Source organism: Ornithinibacillus bavariensis (genome assembly GCF_018333235.1).
Classification (GTDB): Bacteria; Bacillota; Bacilli; order Bacillales; family Amphibacillaceae; genus Ornithinibacillus; species Ornithinibacillus bavariensis.
The window spans coordinates 1-255 of sequence record NZ_BORP01000028.1; the positions used below are offsets into that span (position 1 = coordinate 1).

Consider the following 255-nt stretch of genomic DNA (forward strand, 5'->3'; position numbering starts at 1 on the left):
CGTCCTACTCTCGCAGGGGCAATGCCCCAACTACCATCGGCGCTGAGAAGCTTAACTTCTGTGTTCGGTATGGGAACAGGTGTGACCTTCTCGCCATCGCCACCAGACAAAGCGTCTTGAAAGGTTTGTAAAAATCAAGACAAGATATATTATATGCATTTCCTTCGAGAAATGCAAGGGTTTCGGAAAAAATAATCTTTATACCCTAAAAACTAAATAAGAGTAACGCACGACATCTAGTTAGTTAAGTCCTCG

1 rRNA gene is annotated in these 255 nt (G+C 43.1%); it reads right to left on the reverse strand.

Annotated elements, in window-relative coordinates:
* Positions 1–107: ribosomal RNA gene (rrf, locus tag KI338_RS17620) — 5S ribosomal RNA — on the reverse strand; the annotation flags it as partial.
* Between the last annotated feature and the right edge of the window lie 148 nt (positions 108–255).